The 19,159-nt window shown below is 62.9% G+C and carries 21 protein-coding genes; 12 read left to right on the top strand and 9 right to left on the bottom strand.

All coding sequences use genetic code 11. The annotated features are described in order from the left end of the window. Nucleotides 1-60: 60 nt before the first annotated feature. Nucleotides 61-627 carry a hypothetical protein gene (locus HFRIS_RS25195; RefSeq protein WP_152486656.1) on the bottom strand — a complete coding sequence of 189 codons (567 nt, stop codon included), beginning with the start codon at nucleotides 625-627 and terminating at the stop codon, nucleotides 61-63. A 334-nt stretch (nucleotides 628-961) separates the two neighbouring features. On the opposite strand from HFRIS_RS25195, the gene HFRIS_RS07990 reads away from it, so the two are divergent. From HFRIS_RS07990 to HFRIS_RS07970, 5 genes are all read left to right on the top strand, one after another. Then, nucleotides 962-1,945: a Bug family tripartite tricarboxylate transporter substrate binding protein gene (locus HFRIS_RS07990; protein ID WP_006462785.1), complete on the top strand. Its 984-nt coding sequence runs from the start codon at nucleotides 962-964 to the stop codon at nucleotides 1,943-1,945. 72 nt (nucleotides 1,946-2,017) lie between these two features. Further along, nucleotides 2,018-2,551 carry a tripartite tricarboxylate transporter TctB family protein gene (locus tag HFRIS_RS07985; protein ID WP_006462784.1) on the top strand — a complete coding sequence of 178 codons (534 nt, stop codon included), beginning with the start codon at nucleotides 2,018-2,020 and terminating at the stop codon, nucleotides 2,549-2,551. Between the two features lie 9 nt (nucleotides 2,552-2,560). Further along, nucleotides 2,561-4,057: a tripartite tricarboxylate transporter permease gene (locus HFRIS_RS07980; protein WP_006462783.1), complete on the top strand. Its 1,497-nt coding sequence runs from the start codon at nucleotides 2,561-2,563 to the stop codon at nucleotides 4,055-4,057. A gap of 51 nt (nucleotides 4,058-4,108) precedes the next feature. Next, entirely contained in the window at nucleotides 4,109-5,170 is a 1,062-nt protein-coding gene (locus HFRIS_RS07975) for an Ldh family oxidoreductase (RefSeq protein WP_006462782.1), read from the top strand. An 11-nt stretch (nucleotides 5,171-5,181) separates the two neighbouring features. Next, nucleotides 5,182-5,952 carry a FadR/GntR family transcriptional regulator gene (locus HFRIS_RS07970; RefSeq protein WP_006462781.1) on the top strand — a complete coding sequence of 257 codons (771 nt, stop codon included), beginning with the start codon at nucleotides 5,182-5,184 and terminating at the stop codon, nucleotides 5,950-5,952. Here HFRIS_RS07970 and HFRIS_RS07965 read toward each other — a convergent pair. The 3 genes from HFRIS_RS07965 to HFRIS_RS07955 form a co-directional block, all read right to left on the bottom strand. Continuing rightward, on the bottom strand, nucleotides 5,940-6,473 hold the full coding sequence (locus HFRIS_RS07965) for a C40 family peptidase (protein WP_006462780.1): 534 nt from the start codon (nucleotides 6,471-6,473) through the stop codon (nucleotides 5,940-5,942). The genes HFRIS_RS07970 and HFRIS_RS07965 overlap by 13 nt on opposite strands. A gap of 36 nt (nucleotides 6,474-6,509) precedes the next feature. Continuing rightward, nucleotides 6,510-7,712, bottom strand: a complete 1,203-nt coding sequence (locus HFRIS_RS07960; RefSeq protein ID WP_006462779.1) for an acetylornithine transaminase — start codon at nucleotides 7,710-7,712, stop codon at nucleotides 6,510-6,512. 409 nt (nucleotides 7,713-8,121) lie between these two features. Beyond that, entirely contained in the window at nucleotides 8,122-9,171 is a 1,050-nt protein-coding gene (locus HFRIS_RS07955) for a CDP-6-deoxy-delta-3,4-glucoseen reductase (protein WP_006462778.1), read from the bottom strand. 36 nt (nucleotides 9,172-9,207) lie between these two features. Here HFRIS_RS07955 and HFRIS_RS07950 point away from each other — a divergent pair, with 36 nt between their 5' ends. From HFRIS_RS07950 to HFRIS_RS07930, 5 genes are all read left to right on the top strand, one after another. Continuing rightward, the gene (locus HFRIS_RS07950; RefSeq protein ID WP_039874977.1) at nucleotides 9,208-10,089 is read left to right on the top strand and encodes a sugar nucleotide-binding protein; all 882 of its coding nucleotides are present in this window, start codon (nucleotides 9,208-9,210) and stop codon (nucleotides 10,087-10,089) included. Nucleotides 10,090-10,300: 211 nt separating this feature from the next. Further along, nucleotides 10,301-11,074, top strand: coding sequence for an ABC transporter ATP-binding protein (locus tag HFRIS_RS07945; protein ID WP_006462776.1), 774 nt, complete (start codon nucleotides 10,301-10,303; stop codon nucleotides 11,072-11,074). After that, nucleotides 11,071-12,072 (top strand): ABC transporter substrate-binding protein, encoded by a 1,002-nt coding sequence (locus tag HFRIS_RS07940; protein ID WP_006462775.1) that lies wholly within the window; start codon nucleotides 11,071-11,073, stop codon nucleotides 12,070-12,072. The genes HFRIS_RS07945 and HFRIS_RS07940 overlap by 4 nt, the downstream gene beginning before the upstream one ends. Before the next feature lie 209 nt (nucleotides 12,073-12,281). Continuing rightward, nucleotides 12,282-13,055: an ABC transporter permease gene (locus HFRIS_RS07935; RefSeq protein WP_039874916.1), complete on the top strand. Its 774-nt coding sequence runs from the start codon at nucleotides 12,282-12,284 to the stop codon at nucleotides 13,053-13,055. Nucleotides 13,056-13,127: 72 nt separating this feature from the next. Beyond that, nucleotides 13,128-13,916 (top strand): type 2 periplasmic-binding domain-containing protein, encoded by a 789-nt coding sequence (locus HFRIS_RS07930; RefSeq protein WP_006462773.1) that lies wholly within the window; start codon nucleotides 13,128-13,130, stop codon nucleotides 13,914-13,916. Nucleotides 13,917-13,943: 27 nt separating this feature from the next. Here the strand turns inward: HFRIS_RS07930 and HFRIS_RS07925 are convergent, their stop codons facing one another. Then, complete coding sequence (locus tag HFRIS_RS07925) at nucleotides 13,944-14,414, bottom strand: Lrp/AsnC family transcriptional regulator (RefSeq protein ID WP_006462772.1); 471 nt, start codon at nucleotides 14,412-14,414, stop codon at nucleotides 13,944-13,946. 102 nt (nucleotides 14,415-14,516) lie between these two features. Here HFRIS_RS07925 and HFRIS_RS24505 point away from each other — a divergent pair, with 102 nt between their 5' ends. Further along, nucleotides 14,517-15,419, top strand: coding sequence for a DMT family transporter (locus HFRIS_RS24505; protein WP_006462771.1), 903 nt, complete (start codon nucleotides 14,517-14,519; stop codon nucleotides 15,417-15,419). A gap of 89 nt (nucleotides 15,420-15,508) precedes the next feature. Here the strand turns inward: HFRIS_RS24505 and HFRIS_RS07915 are convergent, their stop codons facing one another. Further along, entirely contained in the window at nucleotides 15,509-16,291 is a 783-nt protein-coding gene (locus tag HFRIS_RS07915) for an SDR family oxidoreductase (RefSeq protein WP_006462770.1), read from the bottom strand. Continuing rightward, nucleotides 16,288-16,614 carry a nuclear transport factor 2 family protein gene (locus HFRIS_RS07910; RefSeq protein ID WP_006462769.1) on the bottom strand — a complete coding sequence of 109 codons (327 nt, stop codon included), beginning with the start codon at nucleotides 16,612-16,614 and terminating at the stop codon, nucleotides 16,288-16,290. Before HFRIS_RS07910 ends, HFRIS_RS07915 begins: the two co-directional genes overlap by 4 nt. Before the next feature lie 102 nt (nucleotides 16,615-16,716). On the opposite strand from HFRIS_RS07910, the gene HFRIS_RS07905 reads away from it, so the two are divergent. Then, nucleotides 16,717-17,625: a LysR family transcriptional regulator gene (locus HFRIS_RS07905; RefSeq protein WP_006462768.1), complete on the top strand. Its 909-nt coding sequence runs from the start codon at nucleotides 16,717-16,719 to the stop codon at nucleotides 17,623-17,625. A 31-nt stretch (nucleotides 17,626-17,656) separates the two neighbouring features. Here the strand turns inward: HFRIS_RS07905 and HFRIS_RS07900 are convergent, their stop codons facing one another. Further along, on the bottom strand, nucleotides 17,657-18,007 hold the full coding sequence (locus HFRIS_RS07900; protein WP_006462767.1) for a hypothetical protein: 351 nt from the start codon (nucleotides 18,005-18,007) through the stop codon (nucleotides 17,657-17,659). A 309-nt stretch (nucleotides 18,008-18,316) separates the two neighbouring features. Further along, the gene (locus HFRIS_RS07895) at nucleotides 18,317-19,147 is read right to left on the bottom strand and encodes an MBL fold metallo-hydrolase (protein ID WP_006462766.1); all 831 of its coding nucleotides are present in this window, start codon (nucleotides 19,145-19,147) and stop codon (nucleotides 18,317-18,319) included. Between the last annotated feature and the right edge of the window lie 12 nt (nucleotides 19,148-19,159).

Here is a 19,159-nt window from a genome sequence, read left to right as displayed (position 1 = left end):
GTGCGTGCAATGCGGTTTGGTGCTTGCGTGATGCTTGCGTGCTGCTGCGCGCCGGCCCGGTCAGGACTGGCGCACGGGGACCGGGTGACTGTCGCCCTGGTCAAAGAAATAGCGGGAAAAATCGATCAGCAAAAAGGCCAGCAGGGACCCGAAGGAAGAGGCGCGATGCAGGGCGCGACGGGCGCGCACGCTGGAAGCCGAGGCGGCACAGACGCTATGCGCCCAGCCAGCCGAGGTCCTGCGGTTCAGACTCGTTGCTCTGCCTTGGTAAGCCAATGAGATGTCTCCGTTGCCTGAAGCCGCCGGCGTCTGCCGTGGCGGCTGGGTCTGTGCCGTCCGTTCTGCATGCGCTGCGGTCAACGGGTGGAAACCACCTGGGCCAGCCTGCGGATGCGACGTGACTTGTTCGATTGGCTGCGAGTCTATTGCAGCAGGATTTGTTTGGTCAAGTGGTAATACCAGAACGCGGGAAAGCTTTTTCCGCGACACCACACCGGTGCTTTCTGCTGCGCCCCTGCAACATGGGGTGAAATCGGCCATGCGGCTATAAGCCAGTGCTGACAAGGGTTTGCGGCCGGCAAAAAATGTTGCGAAGCACCAAGCATGAATTATTTTGATGCGTTCCATTCATCCTTGACACTGCCGAAGTGATGTGAAATTCTAGGTCCCGCTGGTCAGACCACATTACCTGTCGCTTTCATGCCTGCCTGGATGAAAGACGAATGAAGGACGACGGGAAAGCGTCCAGAACAAACATCCGGCCCGAACCGGAGCATAAGAAAGCAGCAAGGCACCAGGCCTGCACAACGACGAGACAGTCGGAGACATCCAGAAAGCGCATGGACACCATCCTGTCCTGCCGTTTCGGTGCGCTCATGCAGGTCATGCAGCGCCAACGAAAGTCCTTTGCCAAACGTTGGCCGTAACCCAGTGTTAGCCGCAACCGACAACGGAGGAGACGATGCATTTCACCCGCAGAACCCTATTGAAGAGCCTGCTCGCGGCCAGCGCCGCCTGCAGCATGCTGGCCGCGCCGATGGCCTTTGCCGCCTGGCCGGAACGTCCTGTGACCCTGATCGTGCCCTGGGGCGCCGGGGGTGGCACCGATGCCACGGCGCGCATCATCGGCGCCTTGCTGGAAAAAGACCTGGGCCAACCGGTCAACGTGGTCAACCGTACCGGGGGCAATGGTGCAGTGGGCCACCAGGCCATCGCCAGTGCGGCACCGGATGGCTACACCATCGGCATCGCCACCGTAGAAATCTCGATGATGCACCACCAGGGCCTGACCAAGCTGACCCCGCGCGACTTCACGCCGCTGGCGCTGATGAACTTCGACCCGGCCGCCCTGACGGTGAGCCACGATTCCCCCTACAAGAATTTCGATGACCTGCTCAAGGCGGTCAAGGCCAATCCGGGCAAGCTCAAGGCCTCCGGCACCGGACAAGGCGGCATCTGGCACCTCGGCCTGGCGGGCATGCTCAACGACCTGAAGGTGGCGCCCAATGCGGTGCGCTTCGTACCTTCCAACGGTGCGGCACCGGCCATGGTGGACCTGGCGGCCGGTGGCGTGGATATCGTGGCGGCATCGCTGCCCGAGGCCCGTTCGCTGATCGATGCCGGCAAGGCGGTACCGCTGGTGGTGATGTCCAATGAGCCGGCGGCGCTCTATCCCAAGGTGCCGACCCTGAAGAGCCTCACCGGCAGCACCTGGACCAATGGCGCCTGGCGCGGCATCGTCGCGCCCAAGGGCTTGCCGGCCGACGTGCAGGGCAAGCTCTCGGCCAGCCTGAAGAAGATCTATGAGAGCAAGGAGTACAAGGACTTCATGAGCGGACGTGGTTTCGGCGTGATGTATGCCGATTCGGCCGAGTTCGGCAAGTTCATGGACAAGAGCGACCAGGACATGGGCGCCATCCTGAAGACGCTTGGCATGGCCAAGTAATGCCGCGAGCGCGCCCTGCCTCGTTGAAGGGGGGCGCGCCGCCGTCGTCGTTTCTTTTCCAGGGTCGTTTCCATGAAAATCAATGATGCCTTGTCCGGACTGCTGGTCGCGCTGTTTGCGGTAGTGCTCTGGATTGCCTCTTCCCGCCTGCCTGCGATGGGGCAGGATATCGGTCCCAACGTGTTTCCGCAGGCGCTGGCCGGCGGCCTGATGATCTGCGCCGTATTGCTGGTGCTGCGCGGCCTGCGTGGCCTGCGCAAGACGCGTTCGTCCCACGGCACCACCATCTCCACGATCTCCACCACCGATGCCGATGACCAGGACGCGCACTGGTTCACGCTGCCGGATTGGTTCGGCAGCCGCCATGCAGTGCTGGCCTTCCTGCTCGTTCCGGCCTCGCTGCTGTTCTACATCTGGGTGTCGGAACCGCTGGGCTTCCTGCCCACCGCCGTGCTGCTGCTGCTGGTCCTGTTCCTGACCTTCCGCACCCGTCTGATGGTGGCCGTGCCGGTGGCCCTGGTCAGCGCGCTGATCATTCACACCATCTTCTACAAACTGCTCAAGGTGCCACTGCCCTGGGGCATCCTGACGCCGCTGGCCTGGTAAGGGGACCACATGCTTGCCAATATCTATGCCGCCTTCGGGATGGTGTTCGATCCCTACGTGCTGGCGGTCATCCTCGGTGCGTCCATCTTCGGCCTCTTCATGGGGGCCGTGCCGGGCCTGTCGGCCACCATGGCGGTGGCGCTGCTGGTGCCGGTGACCTTCTTCATGCCACCGGTGCCGGCCATCGCGGCCATGGTGTCGGCCACGGCCATGGCGATCTTCTCGGGCGATATTCCGGGCTGCCTGCTGCGCATTCCCGGCACGCCCTCGTCAGCGGCCTACACCGACGAAGCCTATGCCATGACCATGAAGGGGCAGGGCGAGATCGCACTCGGCGCCAGCCTGGTGTTCTCGGTCATCGGTGGCCTGTTCGGTACCATCGTCCTGATCCTGGCCGCGCCCGCGCTGGCCGAGCTGGCGCTGAAGTTCTCCTCCTTCGAATACTTCTGGCTGGTGCTGCTGGGGTTGACCTGTGCCATCTTCATTGCGTCCGATAACCCGCTGAAGGGCTTCGTATCGCTGTTCCTGGGCATGTTCATCGCCTCGGTCGGCATGGGCAACCCGGCCGGTGCGCCGCGCTTCACCTTCGACCAGCCCGACCTGCTGGGCGGGGTCTCGCTGGTGCCGCTGATGGTGGGCATGTTCGCCATGTCGGAGGTGCTGCGCTTCGCGGTCTCGCGCGACTTCACCATGAAGGTCGCCAAGAGCGAGGTGGGCAACGTCTTCAAGGGCATGTGGGGCCTGATGGTGAAGTACCCCAAGTCGGTACTGCGCGGCAGCGTGCTCGGTACGCTGGTGGGGGCCTTGCCGGGGGCCGGCGCCGATATCGCGGCCTGGATGTCGTATGCGATGAGCAAGAAGATGTCCAAGGAACCGGAGAAGTTCGGCACCGGCCATCCGGAAGGCATCGTCGAATCGGGCGCGGCCAACAACTCGGCGCTGGCCGGTGCGTGGATTCCGGCGCTGGTGTTCGGCATCCCGGGAGACTCCATCACGGCCATCGTCATCGGTGTGCTGTACATGAAGAACCTCAATCCGGGGCCGATGATCTTCGTCGAGAATCCGGTGTCGATGTATGCGATCTTCCTCGTCTTCATCCTGGCCAACCTGCTGATGCTGCCGCTGGGCTTCTGGTGCATCAAGATGGCCAAGCGTATCCTGTCCATTCCGCGTGGCATCCTGATGCCGCTGATCCTGTTGTTCTGCATCGTCGGTTCCTACGCCACCAACAACAGCGTGACCGATGTGGGCATCATGCTGGTGTTCGGCCTGTTGGCCTATGTGATGGAAGAGAACGGTTTCCCGGTCGCGCCGGCGGTCCTGGGCGTGGTGCTGGGCGGCATGCTGGAAGAGCATTTCGTGACCTCGATGATCAAGTCGGACGGTCAGTTCCTGGCCTTCTTCGAGCGTCCCATCGCCGGCACGCTGGGCGTGATCACGCTGCTGCTGTGGTTGCTGCCGGTGGTGCTCAAGCTGGTGCGCAGGAAGAGCATGGCCGCCGCGTAGGACATTTCAGTTTCTGTCAATGATTCAAGCAAGGAAAGGATGGTTGTTGCAATGGCTGCACCCGAACGTTTTTCCGCTGATGCGCTGCGTCAGTTCGCCACCACGCTGCTGCAGAAGGCCGGGCTGGACGCCGAGAAGGCCGACAGCGTCGCCACCACCCTGGTGGACGGCGACCTGCTGGGCCACGACACCCACGGACTGGCGCTGCTGGCGCCCTATGTCAAGGAGCTGGAAAAAGGCAGCATGACCAAGACCGGCCAGCCGGAAGTGCTGTCCGAACGCGCCGCCGCGCTGGCCTGGGATGGCCGCCGCCTGCCGGGGCCGTGGCTGGTGCATCAGGGCATCGATGCGCTCATTCCCAAGGCGCGTGACTACGGCACCGCTTCGCTGACCATCCACCATAGCCATCACATCGCCTGCCTGGCCGCCTATCTGCTGCGCGCCACGCAGGAGGGCTTCATGATGATCCTGGCCAGTTCCGACCCGGCGGTGCAGAGCGTGGCGCCGTTCGGCGGCACCCAGGCGGTATTTACGCCCAATCCGATTGCAGCCGGCATTCCCACTTCCGGCACGCCCTTCCTGGTCGATATCTCGGCCTCGATCACCACCAATGGCATGAGCAATCGCCTGCACAAGGCCGGCAAGCAGTTCGAGGAAGAATGGCTCATCGATGGTCAGGGCAATCCCAGCCGCGACCCGGCTGTGCTGGCCACCGACCCGCCTGGCACCATCCTGCCGCTGGGGGGCTTGTCGGCCGGGCACAAGGGCTTCGGGCTGGCGGTGCTGATCGAGGCGCTGACCGGCGGGCTGTCCGGTTTCGGCCGCGCCGATCCGCCGGCGGGATGGGGCGCAACGGTGTTCATGTCGCTCTACGATCCTTCGGCCTTTGGTGGTGAGCAGGATTTCCGGCGCCAGATGGACCACATCGCCGCATCCTGCCGGAACAATCCGCCGCGTCCGGGCGTGGGCCAGGTGCGCATGCCGGGCGACCGGGGCATGCAGCGTCGTGCCGAGCAGATGGCCCAGGGCGTGGCGCTGCATCCGACGATTGCGCCCATGCTGCGCGAGAGCGCCGCCGCCTACGGACTGGAGTTTCCCGCCACCCTGAGCTGATCACACACAACATGCCCATCGAAGCGATCGAACCGCAGCGGCTGTACCGGCAGATCAGCGACCAGTTGCGCAAGCTGATCGTGGATGGCGAGTTTGCGGTCGGTTCGCGCCTGCCTTCCGAGCGCGACCTGGCGCTGCAACTGGGGGTGAGCCGGCCCTCCTTGCGCGAGGCCCTGATCGCGCTGGAGGTGGAAGGGCATATCGAGGTCAGGATGGGCTCGGGCATCTATGTCTGCCCGCCGGTGCAGCGCGAGCGGCGCAGCGACCTGTCCGGCGAGGAGGGGCCGCTGGAGCTGATCCGCGCCCGCGAGATGATCGAAGGGGAGGTGGCCTACGCCGCCGCCCAGCATGGCAGCCGGCAGCAGATCGCCGCCATCGAGGAGGCCTATGCGCTGATGATTTCCAATGCCGAGGCCGGCATCGATCCGCTGGAGGCTGACCGGCTGTTCCATATCCGGATGGCCGAGGCGACCGGCAACAGCGTGCTGGTCGGGCTGGTGACGCAATTGTTCGATGCCCGCCTGGGGCCGCTGTTCGAACGCCTGCACAGTCACTTCGACGGGACTCGCGTGTGGCAGGAAGCCATCGATGAGCACGGCCTGATCATGCAGGCCCTGCGCGAGCGCAATCCCGAGCAGGCGCGTGCGGCCATGCGGCGGCACATGGATATCGCCTTCACGCGCTACAGCGCCAACCTGATCCGCGAATACGGCAATCGCCAGCAGCAGGAGGGCAAGCCGCGCAAGCGCACGGCCCGCAAGGTCGACACTCAGTTGAAATAGGTACGCGCCATCTCGAAGCGGGTGGCGAAGTAGGGGTTGTCCATACGCGTGATGTGCACCTTGCCGTTGGTGGAGGGCGCATGCACGAAGCGGCCGTCACCGAGGTAGATGCCCACGTGCGAGAAGGGCTTGTTCATGGTGTTGAAGAACACCAGGTCACCGGCCCGCAACTGCGAGGGATCGATCTGGCGACCACGGCGCGCGATGTCGGCGGCGCTGCCGCTGATGCGGTAATTGGCGGCCTGGCCGAAGATGTAGGAGACCATGCCGCTGCAATCCAGGCCGGCCGAGGGATTCTTGCCGCCGAAGCGATATCCGGTATCGATCAGCGAGAGCGCATAGAGCGCCACTTCATTGCCATTTTCACTGGCCGGCAGTGCCGGCACCTGCGATTGCGGGGCGCCGGGCAGCCGTTCGATGGGGGGCGCGGTCGGTGCCGTGCCGCAGGCGGCCAGCACCAGCGCGGTGGCCAATGCGGCCACTGCGGCCAGGGTCGACCGGGGGGATGGCACGCTGGCCATCCGGTTCGAAACAATCCGCACGCGCCCCGCCATCGCTTATTTCCCGATCTTGGCCAGGACCACTTCCAGCATGTCGAACATCTGGTCGATTTCTTCCTTGGTCACGTTCAGGGCCGGCATGAAGCGCAGCAGGTTGGGACGCGGTGAGTTCAGCAGCAGACCTACCGGTTCCAGGTTACGCGCCGCTTCGACGATCTGCGGGCCGATGTCGCGACCCAGTTGCAGGGCACGCAGCAGGCCTTCGCCACGCTCGCCTTCGAAGCCGTACTTTTCCGAGATTTCCAGCGAACGCTGGCGCAGGTACTGGCCGCGCTCGCGCACGCCTTCCATGAAGCCGGGCTTGAGCAGTTCCTTGATCACGGCCACGCCCACTGCGGTCATCAGCGGATTGCCGTTGTAGGTGCCGCCTTGTTCACCGGCTTCGAAGCAGGCGATCTCTTCACGCGCCAGCAGGGCTGCCAGCGGCACGCCGCCGCCGATGCCCTTGGCCAGGGTCATGATGTCGGGTTCGATACCGGAATGCTGGTAGGCGAACAGCTGGCCGGTACGGCCCATGCCGCTCTGCACTTCGTCGACGATCAGCAGCAGGTTCTTTTCCTTGGTCAGGGCGCGCAGGCCCTGCATGAATTCCTTGGTGGCGGGGATCACGCCGCCTTCGCCCTGCACCGGCTCCAGCATCACGGCCACGGTGTGTTCGCCGATGAGCGCCTTGACGCTGTCCAGGTCATTCAAGATGGCCTTGGGGAAGCCCGGCACCTGCGGGGCGAACATGGTGTCCCAGCCGTCCTTGCCGCTGGCCGACATGGTGGCCAGGGTACGGCCGTGGAAGCTGTGCTTGAAGGTGATGATCTCGAAGCGTGCCGAACCGTTGGCGGCCGGGTTCTTCTTGCCCCACTTGCGGGCCAGCTTGATGGCGCCTTCGTTGGCCTCGCCGCCGCTGTTGGCGAAGAACACGCGGTCGAACACCGAGTTCTCGGTCAGCAGCTTGGCCAGCTCGATGGAGGGCTGGTTGTAGAAGGCCGGGGAGGGATTGATCAGCTTCTTGCTCTGCGCGGCCAGGGCGTCGGCGATACATTGCGGCGCGTGGCCCAGGGTGTTGACGGCCCAGCCCTGGAGGTAGTCGAGGTAACGCTTGCCGTTATGGTCGGTCAGCCACATGCCCTGGCCTTCGGTGAAGACCAGCTCGGGGCGGTTGGTGACGTACATCAGCTTGTTGGCGTCGGACTGGCTGTATTGCATCGATGGACTCCTGCAAGGATTGCTTGCGATAGGGTGATAGGAATGGTGCGGGACAGACCGTTGCTGACACACTGGCAGGAAGCGGTAGGCGCACGACAGACCCGGATGGCGGATAAAAAAAAGCCACAGGGTTTGCCTGTGGCTTCGCGATTCGTTTCACTTCACGCGCGCAGCAGCAAACCTTTCTCAGGTTGGCTGCGACGTCGTAAAAATGTGGCGTTGGCGATCATTCGGTGAATATTAGGACGTTTTGCGCATAGCGTCAAAAAGAAATTTCCCGTCGGACCCGCTCACGGGCGCATCCGGCGGGCCACCGTTGCAATTTCATCGCATCGCGCCGGGCCGCGTGGCGTCAGGCTTGGGCGGCATCTTCGCAAATGCGCGTGACGCCGGCATGACAGTACGCTGCTCAGCTTGCCGGGCTGTCCGAGACGGCCTTGGCCAGGTCGGCTTCGGAGGTGAAGGAGTCGGCGTAGAACTCGTCTTCCGGCAAACCGCACTGGGCGCTGAAGTCGCGCTGTGCCGATTCGACCACGATGGGGGCGCCGCAGGCGTAGACCTGGTGGCCGGAGAGGTCGGGGAAGTCTTCCATCACGGCACGGTGGACGAAGCCGCTGCGACCGCTCCACTGGTCTTCCGGCTGGGCGTTGGATACCACCGGGACGTACTTGAAGTTGGGCAGGTCGCGCTGCCACTGCTGGCACAGCGCGTCCATGTACAGGTCCTGCGGCCGACGACCGCCCCAGTACAGCGTGACCGGGCGGGTGGAGCCGGCATGTTCCAGCTGCTCGACGATGGCCTTGATGGGCGCGAAACCGGTGCCGGAGGCCAGCAGGATGATGGGCTTGTCGGAGTCCTCGCGCAGGAAGAAGGTCCCCAGCGGGCCTTCGATGCGCAGGATGTCGCGTTCCTTCAGGGTGGTGAAGACCTGGTCGGTGAACAGGCCGCCCGGCAGGTGGCGGATGTGCAGGCTCATGTGCTCATCCTTGTGCGGGGCGGTGGCCATGCTGTAGCTGCGGCGCTTGCCGTCGCGCAGCAGGAATTCCACGTACTGGCCGGCCTTGTACTGCAGGCGGTCGTTGGCCGGCAGTTGCAGCGAGAGCACGATGACGTCGTCAGCCACCTTGTCCAGCTTGGCCACGCGCACTGGCAGCTTGCGCACCGGGATTTCGCCCACGCCGGCCACTTCACGGGCCTCGATGGTGACATCGCTCTGCGGCTTGGCCACGCAGAACAGGGCGAACCCCAGTTGCTGCTCGTGCGCCGACAGGGCACGTTCCTGATGCGGGCCGTGCTCCACCTGGCCGGCCACCAGCTTGCCCTTGCAGGAGCTGCAGGCGCCGTTCTTGCAGCCGTAGGGCAGGCCCACGCCGGCGCGAATGGCCGCGGTGAGGATGGATTCACCTGCGTCGCAGGAGAACTGACGGCCGCTAGGCTGGACTGTGACTTGGAAACTCATACAATTCTGCTTCTGGATAAATTTGGATTGAATACCGTGAAAAAACTGGGCCTGCCCCGCGTACTGATCCTGGGCTGTGGCGATGTCGGCCTGCGCCTGCTGCCGCTGCTGCTGCCGCGCTATCGCGTGCTGGCCGTGACCAGCCACCCCGAGCGCTGCGCCGAACTGCGCGCGGCCGGCGCCATTCCCATCGTCGCCGACCTCGACGCGCCCCTGACGCTGGGCCGCCTGGCACGCCTGGCGCCGACCATCCTGCACCTGGCGCCACCGCAGTCGGACGGCCGCATCGACCGCCGTACCCGCAATTTGGCCGCCATTTTACCCGAGGGCGCGCGCCTGGTTTACATCAGCACCACCGGCGTGTACGGAGATTGCGCTGGCGCAAGCTTCGACGAGACCCGCCGCGTCAACCCACAGAACCTGCGCGCCGTGCGCCGGGTCGATGCCGAAACGGTGCTGCGGGCCTGGGCGCGGCGCCGGCACAGTCGCCTTTCGATCCTGCGCGTGCCGGGCATCTACGCCGCCGACCGCCTGCCGCTGGAACGCCTGCAGAAGGGCCTGCCGGCGCTGGTGGCGGGGGAGGACGTGCATACCAACCACATCCATGGCGACGACCTGGCCCGCATCGCTGCCGCTGCCATGCGCCTGGGCGCGCCCAACCGCGTCTATCATGCCGTCGACGACACGCAACTGAAGATGGCCGACTACTTCGACGCCGTGGCCGACGCCGCCGGCCTGGCCCGTCCGCCGCGCCTGCCGCGTGCCGAGCTGGAACGCAGCGTCTCGCCGATGATGCTGTCCTTCATGTCGGAATCGCGCCGTCTGGCCAACCAGCGCATCAAGCAGGAACTGGGCGTACGGCTGCGTTATCCCGACGTCCAGGCCTTGTTGACTGAATGGAAACTGACGAAAGTCTGACGTCTTTATGCGTTTTGGGTGTCTTTCTTATTCGAAATATGAATAAGCATACGATTTTTAAGTAGTTGTTCGGCCTGGCCGGCAACAGTACAGTGCATCCCTGACAAAAAGGGGGAAAGCGCGCCCGGGGGCGCTCTGCCATCCCTCCCAGGCATCCTGATCCAGGCATTTCAACCGCATCTCAACCTGCGCGGCTCGGCCGCCGGACGACATGAAGCTATCTTTCAACAACGTCGCCAAGCGCTTCGGCGACCTGCACGTGATCGAGGAATTCACCCGCGACATCGCATCGGGTGAACTGGTCGCGCTGGTCGGCCCCTCCGGTTGCGGCAAGTCCACCCTGCTGCACATGGCTGCCGGCCTGGAAAAGCCCAGCAGCGGCACGGTTGCCGGTGACGGTCAGGCCATTCGCGGCCCGCATCCAGAGCGCACCCTGATGTTCCAGGAAAACGCGCTCTATCCGTGGCTGACCCTGCAGCAGAACGTGGCCCTGGCCCTCGAATTCCAGAACATCGACAAGAAGAAGGCCGCCGAGCAGGCCGCCGTCTGGCTGGACAACGTCAAGCTCAAGGGCTTCGAACACTATTACCCGCACCAGGTCTCGGGCGGCATGCGCCAGCGCGCCGCCCTGGCACGCGCCTTCATCTCGCAGCCCAAGGCCCTGCTGCTGGACGAGCCCTTCGGCGCCCTCGATGCGCTCACCCGCATGACCCTGCAGGACGCCCTGCGCGACCTGATCCGCCAGCAGGGGCCGACCGTGGTGCTGGTCACCCATGATGTGGACGAGGCGCTGTTCCTGGCCGACCGCATCTTCGTGTTCAGCCCGCGCCCGGCCAAGGTCTTGAAGGAATTCAATCTCGTGCATCACGAAAAGACGCACGACCTGTCCGAATTCGCGGCCACCCGTCGCGAGATCCTCTGCCTGCTGGGTATCCATGCCGAGCAGGACGAATTTGCCAAAAACATTGAAGGGGTTGGAGTATGAAACTCGCACGCATCCTGGCACCGGCCATCGCCGCCGCTGCCCTGGCTTTCACCGGCAATGCCTTTGCCCTGGAAAAATTCAAGATCGGCTACCTGCGCGTCATGGACGATGCCCAGGCCATGGCCGCCTATGAAGCCGGCCTCTACAAGAAGTACGGCCTGGATGTGGAACTGATCGAGTTCAAGTCCGGTACCGACCTGGTCAAGGCCATCGTCGGCGGCCAGCTCGACAGCGGCGTGTTCGGCTTCTCCAATGCCGTGGCCTGGGCCTCCAAGGGCGCCGACCTGAAGGTGGTGGGCGGTGCGCAACTGGGCTATCACGCTCTGGTGGCACGCGAGGACTCTGGCATCAACAAGGTCGCCGACCTGAAGGGCAAGACCCTCGCTTCGCAAGCCGAGGGCAGCACCGCTGATACCGTGCTCAAGGGCGTGGTCCTGCGTGATGCCGGCGTCAAGCCGGATGACGTCAACGTCATGGGTGTCTCGCCGCAGGTGGCGGTGCAGTCGCTGGTGGGCAAGCGCGTGGATGCGGCCTTCCTGTTCGAACCGCAGGCCCGCATCGCGCAACTGATCGCACCGGTCAAGCAGATCTATGAGATCGGCGAAGTCTGGCCCTTCCCCTGCATGGTAGTGATCACCTCCGGCGAGACCCTGAAGAAGAAGCGCGACGCCGTCTGGAAGTCGCTCGATGCCCAGCGTGACGCCATCACGCTGCTGCAGAAGAAGCCCGCCGAAGCCTCCAAGCTGATCGCCGGCTACTTCATCGCCGAGCCGACCCTGAAGACCCTGAAGCATGGCGAAATGCTGCGCGAAGACGTGATCCGCGATGCCATCAAGAGCCAGACCTTCACTGCCAAGATCAACAAGAAGGACCAGGACCGGATGCAGGAAATCGCCGATATCCTGCAATCCCAGGGCTCGCTCAAGACCCGTGATGGCAAGCCCTTCGACGTGAACTCCATCACCGACCTGTCGTGGCAGAACGCCCGCAAGCTGTGATGCCGGGATGGCAGGATGCCTGAGGACTGTGCTGCCTACCGTTCGCCCTGAGTAGCGGCGCAGCCGCGTATCGAAGGCACTCCGTCGGGGGCGCCTTCGATACGGCCCTGCGGGCCTACTCAGTCCGAACGGTTGGAGGTCGGGTTGAAGAGGTTTAATGTTTTTTGATCTGGCCGGACCCAGTCCGGCCATCGTCCTTTCTTAGTCTTATGAGCTCACAGCGTCGCGTTACCGGTCTCCGCAAGAAGCTGGCCATGGTTCTGGCCATCGTCTTCATCCTTCTGATGTGGCAGATTGCGGCCTGGTCGCTGCCGTCCTTCCTGATGCCGGGCGTGCCATCGGTGGCCGCGCGCCTGTTTGAAGAGGTGCAGTCCAGCAATTTCCGCCTGGCCCTGTTCGGCAGCCTCTATCGCCTGGGCCTGGGCTATGGCTCGGCGCTGGTGCTGGGCATCGGTTTCGGCCTGATCGGCGCGGTATTGTTCTTCTTCCGCGAAGTGCTGAAGTCGGCCATCGTGATCCTGCAATCGATCCCGTCCATCGCCTGGGTACCGCTGTTCCTGATCCTGATGGGCTTCGGCAACCTGCCCATCGTGGTGGTGGTGGCCATCGCCGCCTTCTTCCCGGCAGCGCTGTCGGTGATGAACGCCACCGAGAGCGTGCAGCAGGTGCATGTCTCGGCCGCCCGCGTGATGGGCGCGTCGCGCCTGTCCATGCTGCGCCGGGTCTACCTGCCGGCAGTGATGCCGGAGCTGATCACCGGCGCCCAGCTGGCCTTCGGCAACGCCTGGCGCGCCCTGATCTCGGCCGAGATGCTGGTCGGTTTCGGCAAGGGGCTGGGCCGCACGTTGGCCTACTCGGGGGAGACTGCGGACATGATCGGCGTGATGGCCAACATCCTGACCATTGCCATCCTGGCGGCGCTGATCGACCAGGTCATCCTGGAAAACCTCAAGCATCGACTGCTGCGCTATCAGTATGTCTGAGCAGGATGTCTGAGCGAAACTCCTGATCCGGGTTTGATCCAACACCAAGTATTCAAGTCATCTGGACTCACGATGCGCGGTCTTCATTCTTTCATTTTTGCGCTGGCGGCATTGCTGTCATGCAGCCTGCAGGCCGGTGTGCTGGATGACGCCCATCGCAGCGGGCAGTTGCGCATCGGGCTGGATCACGTTCCGCCGACGTACAAGGGCGGCATGAAATTCCGCACGCCGGAAAACATCGCCACCGTGCTGGCCGATGACCTGGCCGCGCAGTGGAAGGTGAAGGCCGAGCTACAGACCAACGGTGCCGAACGTGCCGCCCTGAAGGGGATGCGGCCCGAACTGGTATTCACCCGCACGGCGCCCGGACAGGCCGCGCTGAGCGATGTGGTCGAGATCCCCACCGGCTACAGCGCCGGCGGCATGGCCATCATGCGCACCGACACCACCATCCGCAAATGGGAAGACATGCAGGGCCGCAGCGTTTGCGTCTCGGCTGGTTCCCCCTATGTCGGCACGCTCGCTGCGCGTTACGGCGCCATCGAAAAAGTGATGCCGGCCCCGGCCGATTCCCTGCTGGCAGTACGTATCGGCCAGTGTGATGCAGCTGTGCATGACGACACCCTGATGAAGGCCCTGCTCAAGCTGCCGGAGTGGAGGAAGTTTTCCGCCCAGCTGCCGCCCACCTCCCGCCAGGCATTGGTACTGCAGGTGCGCAGCGGCGACCCGGCCGATCTGGCCGCGGCACGCCAGGTGGCGGCGCGCTGGAACGAGGCGTTCTGGGGCAATGCCATCAAGAAGTGGGTCAATAGCGTGGCCTTCGAGGTTTATCTGGATCAGAACGTTCCGGATTGTCACTGAGCGCAGGCGAATCCCGAATCGGAAATCTCATCTCCATCCAGGCAAGGGAAGGGCGGTCGTCAGTTTTGTCTCTTCCAGGGAAATACTGGTTTCAGTCTCCCCCACGCTATCGATGATGATCAGCCTGTCGCGGATGAACTTGCGGCAGGCGTCGACGCTTTCCACGCGCAGCATCAGCAGATAGTCGTAGTTTCCCGTGACCAGATGGCAGGTCATGATTTCCGACATGTTTCTGATGGCAGCCTCGAACGCATCCACCGCCTTCTTGCTCTGGGTGCGTAGTCGTACGTGGATGAAAGCGGTCAGGCCTAGGCCGATCTTGGGGCCATCGACCAATGCCACGTATCGCTTGATGATGCCGTCTTCTTCCAGTTGCTTGACCCTGCGCGCGCAAGGCGTCGGCGACAGGCCCACGCGTTCCGACAGTTCCTGGATCGTCAGGTGCGCATTCTCTTGCAAGGCCTGCAGGATCTGTATGTTGAATTTGTCCAGATTCATAAATGACTGAGGCCCTCGTTATTGGTGATTTTCACCAGAAATGGCAATGTAAGAGGTATATCTTAGCTAAATTCCCTATCGCTGTGAGCGTATTCTGCATGCATGAATACCTTACTTCTCTTCTTCAACGCCTTGCTCGTCGGGCTAGGCTCTTCAATGGTTCTGTCGCAAAACGCGGAAGTTACCCCCGTAATCGGGGTGGGTCATCGCATGTTGGGGGCAGGGGTGATTCTGCTGTTGATCGCATGGGGAAGCGGGAAGCGATTGCTCCTTGCACGTCATCACATGCTCTGGGTGGCCATGCAGGGCATAGCCATGTTCGGGCTGGCCTATGTTGCCTTTTACAATGCGGTACTCCACATTCCCAGCGGACTGGTCGCCCTGGTGCTGTCGGTCTCGCCGATGATCACGGCGTTTCTCTCACGGCTCTTGACCGGGGATATCCCGACGACCACCGATAAGATCGGCATGGGCTGTGGCCTACTGGGGATATGCATCGTTTTCGGTGGCGGGACGGGACCACTGATTTTCAATCACTCCTATCGGCATGAACTGATGCTTGGTCTGGCATGGGCATTGATGGCCGCCTTCTCGACGGCAGCAGGCACGGCCATCGGTGCGCGAAATCGCCTACATGGAATATGGGGTGTCGCCACTGTTGGCTGGGGGTTGCTGTTCAGCGGTGTGGTGTGCCTGGCGGTGGCGGCGTTGGAGGGCTCGGCGATCGTGTCCAGGTATTCGGATTCCTACCTGGCCGGGCTGGCTTATCTGGTCGTGGCGGGATCGGTCGCGGCATTTCTGTTGTACTTCGAACTGATCAAGCGCACCGGCCCGGCCAGGGCGTCATTTTCGTTTGTCCTGGTCCCGGTGGTAGCGATCTGCATGTCCGTCATCAGAGAGGGGGTGGTGGTGACACTCCCCCTGTTCGCTGGAACCAGCATTGCGTTGTTGGGCAATATTGTCGTGTTGCGGCAGTCGTCGAAATCCCATGGTTCCGGTGGCTGACAGCTGACGGTCAGGACATCCTCTCCACGGAGGATGGCAAGTCTCAAGAGCTTGCCATCGCCCAGCTTGCAGCGATTATTGTGTTTTTGCTACACAGTCGGCACTGTGCCGCCGTCTATCCGATACTCGGTTCCCGCAATCGAAGCCGCTCGCGGGGATGCCAGAAATGCGATCAGATCGGCGACCTCCTGCGGTTGTGCGGGCCGGCCTACCGGGATGCCTCCCAGCCAGTCCATGATGATTTTCTTGCCACCCTCGTAGTCCGTTCCGGCCTGCGTTGCCATCCGCTGCGCGAACGTCACGGAAGCCTCGGTCTCGATCCAGCCCGGGGCGACACTCAAGACGCGCACGCCCTTTGACGTCACCTCTCTTGCCAGTGACTTGCTGTAGGTCGTGAGCGCCGCCTTGGCAGCGGCATAAGCGGTGGTCGACTCGGGCAGGGGCAGCACGCGCTGGATGGAGCTGACGTGAATGACGACCCCGGAGCCTTGCGCCAGCATGGCGGGCAGCAGTGCGCGATCCAGACGCACGGCCGGCATGAGGTTCAGGTTGAGCTCGGCGAACCAGTGCTCATCGCTGATCGCAGCGAAACCACCGACGGGCGTTCTTGATCCTCCGAGGACGTTGATCACGATGTCGACCCCACCCCAGTCCTGCAGGATGGCGTGGGCGAGGTGATCGCTCCCGTCCGCCGTGGACAGGTCGGCAGCGAGGTAGCTCACTCCCTCGACTGGCTGCGCAGGCAGGGAACGCGCCGACGTCATCACCCGGGCACCAGCCTGGGCGAGGGTTTTCACGACGGCAGCGCCAAGGCCCTGCGTGCCGCCAGTGACCACGGCCCGCAGGCCCTCGAGATGAAGGTCGAAGCTCATGCGCTGATCTCCAGCGAGGCGATCAGACCACGCTCCACGCGAAAGCGATAATTCAGCACGATCGGGCTGCCGGGGAAGTTGCCGGAGACGTTGGCGCGTACGAGCTGGATGCCGTCGTCCAGTTCCATGGCAAACGGCACGCTCGTCGCGCTGTACCTGGCCGATGCCTCGGCCATGAAGGCCGTGATGGCGTTGACGCCGGTATAGGTATGGCCGTCATCCCTCATGACGGCCTGTGCCGTGAAGCAGCGCGCCAGCGCTTCGGGATTGTGTTCTGCCGCGAAGTACGCGGCAATTGGCTCAGGAAGGGGCAGGGTGTCCATGTGCTTGGCTCGATGAGGTTGGTAAAGGCCTCAGGATGCGCGCCAATGTGAATTTAGTTAATATCCTAGAATTCGTATGTTCTATGTAGAAAACAATACATAATGCGTGGATCCGATTTTGCTGAGTTGAAGGCCTTCGTCGCTGTCGTGGAGCGACAGAGTTTTGCCCGCGCGGCGGAGCATCTGGGTCTCTCGCCGTCGGCCCTGAGCCAGACCATCCGGCAACTCGAAGGCCGCATCGGCGCTCGTCTGCTGAACCGGACCACGCGCAGCGTTGCGCCCTCGGCGAGTGGTGAACTGCTCTACAGACGTGTGGCACCGCTGTTTCGGGAGATGGCTGCTGCAGTCGCTGAAGCCAGCGAGGCCACCGGCAAGATGAGTGGCACGTTGCGCATCAATACGCTGGGGATCGCGGCGCGAACCCTCATCGCGCCCCGGCTTTCACGTTTCCATCAGGCGCACCCGGACGTGATCCTCGACATCGTGGTGGACGACGCGCTGGCCGACATCGTGGAGGGCCGTTTCGATGCCGGTATCCGCGTCGGTAACCGGCTCGAGAAAGACATGGTGGCGGTCCGCCTCACACCGGACCTGAACATGGTGGCCGTGGCGTCTCCGGACTATCTCGCCCGTCGCGGAACGCCCAGGTCACCTGCCGACTTGCACCAGCACACCTGCATCAACTGGCGGCTCCAGATGGACGGCAGGCACTACCGTTGGGAATTCAGGAAACGTGGGCGACAGATGGAGGTCGCGGTGGACGGCCCCATCGTCACCAACCATGCCGATATCGGCATCGCTGCAGCACTCGACGGGCTTGGCATTGCCTATCACTTTGAACGGGATGGCGTGGCCGGACTTCTGCAACAGGGGCGGCTGGTCCAGGTGCTGGCGGACTGGTCGATTTCGCGCCCGGGGCTGTTCCTCTATTACCCGAACAGGCGGCATCGACCAGCTCTCCTCGGTGCGTTCATCGACTGTCTGCTGGATCGGGAGCCAGAGACTGTCTGACCGTAGTTGCGTCGACGACCGGGAAGCCGGTCTAGGCCATCGTGGCCGCATTGAGCGTGCCGTTCTTGGCCATTTCCTTGATGCGCTCGCGAACCTTCTCTGCCAGTTTCTGCTTGTCGTCGGACGACATCTGCTCGTATTGATCTTTCGTTACCCCCAGGGACTGCAGCACCATATAGAACAGCCGCTGATCCGGCGACATGGCCGCCCATTCCTGCAGTTCCCGCGCCGGATCGGACTTCGTCGAGGCTGACAGCGAGCCACTGGCCTTGGCCAGCTGCAGCCTGCTCTCGAAAGAAGATCCCGATGCGTTGCCCCCGCCTTGTGTCGAACCACTGCCCGGATAGGTGGCATTTTTATCAATCGAGTCGATGATGTTCATGATGAGTTTGTGATCTCCGATAAAACTTCATTGTGCGTGGGCTGGACGCACGCTTGCAGCCCACGGTCTGACAGGTCAGCGGCCGCCGATCCATCCTGGCGGGCGGAGTCATTTTAGAACCTATTTTATAAACAGTCGTGAGAACCGGTTGAGACGACCACATCGATATGAGGTACGCCATCCCCGGCATGTGGGCTGGACGCCTGCTGTTTTCCGCCGGATCTTGGCCAAGGGTCTGAATGACAATACCCGTCCGCCAATATAAACAGGGGGATTGCATGCTCGTCGGGGCGGGTAACATCAGGGCTATCAACGCTTGCCTACAACCCGATAACTCTTTCCCGTGCGAACAATCTGGACGAAGCCTTCCTCACCGAGGTGCATACCCGCGATAAGCAGTTGGTCCGTACTCACCATATCCAGCAAATGAACCCGGGTTGCCGTCGCCAGATGCGGATCGAGGTCGAATGCGATGGAGACGTCGGGGCGAGCGATCTGCAGGTGCGGGAAATGCACGATATCGCCCCAGATCAACAGGCCCTGCCCATTTGAGTTGATGTGATAGCCGCAATGTCCGGCGGTATGTCCGGGCAGCGGCTGGGCGCTAATGCCGGGAAGGACCTCGCCGCCGGCGAAGGTGCGCAGCCTGTCCCGATACTTGCCGAATACCCGGCGCGCGAAGATGAAATTTCCGCGCGCCCGCTCGCTGGCGCGGCAGAAATTGGCATCGTTCTCCCAGAAGTCCAGTTCTTGCCCCTGCACTACCAACTCGGCATCGGGAAAGGCGCGGTCTCCTGCGCTATCGAGCAGGCCACCAATGTGGTCGGGATGAGCATGAGTCAGAAGGACGGTATCGATGTCGGAAGGCAGCACTCCGGCCCGCTTGAGATTGTCCTGTAATCGGCCGCCCCATTGCTTGAAGCCACCGGCGCCGGCATCGACCAACACGGTTTGCGTCGGGCTGCGGATCAAATAGCAATTGATATGGATGGCAGAAGGGTCGCTCATTCCTGCCGCATGCTGGAGCCTGGTCGCCTCTGCGGGATCGATATTGGATAGCAGCTCCAGAGGTGCGCTGAGAAAACCATCACTGATGGCGGTGACGGAGAAATCACCGATTTGCTGACTGGGGAAATGCATTTTCGTCTCGTT

Source organism: Herbaspirillum frisingense GSF30, assembly GCF_000300975.2.
Lineage (GTDB): Bacteria > Pseudomonadota > Gammaproteobacteria > Burkholderiales > Burkholderiaceae_D > Herbaspirillum > Herbaspirillum frisingense.
Note: the sequence above shows the minus strand (reverse complement) of the source record. Positions and strands in the feature narration are given on the sequence as shown.